This window comes from Desulfobulbus elongatus DSM 2908, assembly GCF_000621145.1.
In the GTDB taxonomy this organism is placed as follows: domain Bacteria; phylum Desulfobacterota; class Desulfobulbia; order Desulfobulbales; family Desulfobulbaceae; genus Desulfobulbus; species Desulfobulbus elongatus.
Genome location: NZ_JHZB01000097.1, coordinates 1 through 1,119, shown reverse-complemented (window position 1 = coordinate 1,119; position 1,119 = coordinate 1). Strand labels below are relative to the sequence as shown.

The following is a 1,119-nucleotide window of genomic DNA, read 5'->3' as shown; positions in this document are numbered from 1 at the left end:
TATGCCAACTTGGGGAGAAGTCACTCCCTGAAAAACGACTTAACAGAACCATGAAAGGGAAATCCGGCCATGGCTGTCACTGATTCAGGTATAATAGCGGTTCTTCAGGAAACGCCGGGATCTCTTCTTCCGCTATCTGGACCAATAGTGGAAATTTTTACATCGGCAATGCTGGCACGGGGCAATTGACGCTTGCAAGCGGTTCTTCCGCAAATACGGATACGGCCTATTTAGGTGCGGCAGCGGGAGGTGAAGGGACAATCACGCTTAATGACAATTCAAATTTTTCTACAACGCATTCTTTGTTTGTCGGCTTTGCCGGTTCCGGGACGTTGAATGTTGTCTCCGGTCAGGTGACGAGTGAAAACGGCATATTGGGCGATGGTCTCGGATCCGACGGTACTGCGACCATAGCAGGGAGCAATTCTTCGTGGATCAATACCGGAGGCTTGATGGTCGGCGGCGGTGGTCAGGGAACAATGGACATTACCGGCGGTGGCCATGTCTCTAATACTATTGGTGCGATCGGGAACCTCGACAATGGCTTAACAAGCACAGTCACTGTAACGGGGGCCGACAGTCTGTGGACCAACACCGATCAATTATTCGTCGGCTCGTATGGAATGGCAGAACTTCACATTGAAGATGCAGGCACGGTAACAAGTGTGGGCGCGGTCATTGGTCGACACTCGGCGAGTTCAGCAACGGTTACTGGCGCGGGGTCCTCTTGGTCGAGCGGGTTTCTCGCCATCGGTGGAGATCAGGCCGACCCTGGAGGTACGAGCGGGAACGGAACTTTGGATATCCTTGATCAGGGACAGGTCAACAGTGCCGGGGCGAGTTTGGGCGATGCAGTTGGAGCGACGGGTACGGTTACAATACAGGGAACCGGATCACGTTGGGAGTCAACGGACCGGATTGGAGTTGGCAAATATGGCGATGGAACTTTGATCATTGAAGATGGCGCACAAGTGCAATCCACCGGTGGTCTTGTCGGATGGTTCGCAACCGGCAGTGGCGATGTGAGCATAACAGCCCGTTGAAAAACCCCGTAACCCTGTAAAACCTATTGCCCCAATCCCCATGTGCGGTAAATTGATTTTATCATTTCACAACAAG

1 protein-coding gene and 1 pseudogene are annotated in these 1,119 nt (G+C 52.5%); both read left to right on the top strand.

Annotated features, from left to right (window positions below; genetic code table 11):
- Window positions 1-104: 104 nt before the first annotated feature.
- A pseudogene (locus Q362_RS24800) lies at window positions 105-500 on the top strand (hypothetical protein); the annotation flags it as partial.
- Window positions 480-1,043 (top strand): hypothetical protein, encoded by a 564-nt coding sequence (locus tag Q362_RS23275; protein WP_281172918.1) that lies wholly within the window; start codon window positions 480-482, stop codon window positions 1,041-1,043. The pseudogene Q362_RS24800 and the gene Q362_RS23275, both read left to right, overlap by 21 nt.
- Window positions 1,044-1,119: the final 76 nt, after the last annotated feature.

Coding starts and splice junctions, on each gene's coding strand:
- Q362_RS23275 (WP_281172918.1), top strand. CDS start 480: ATGGACATTACCGGCGGTGGCCATGTCTCTAATACTATTGGTGCGATC.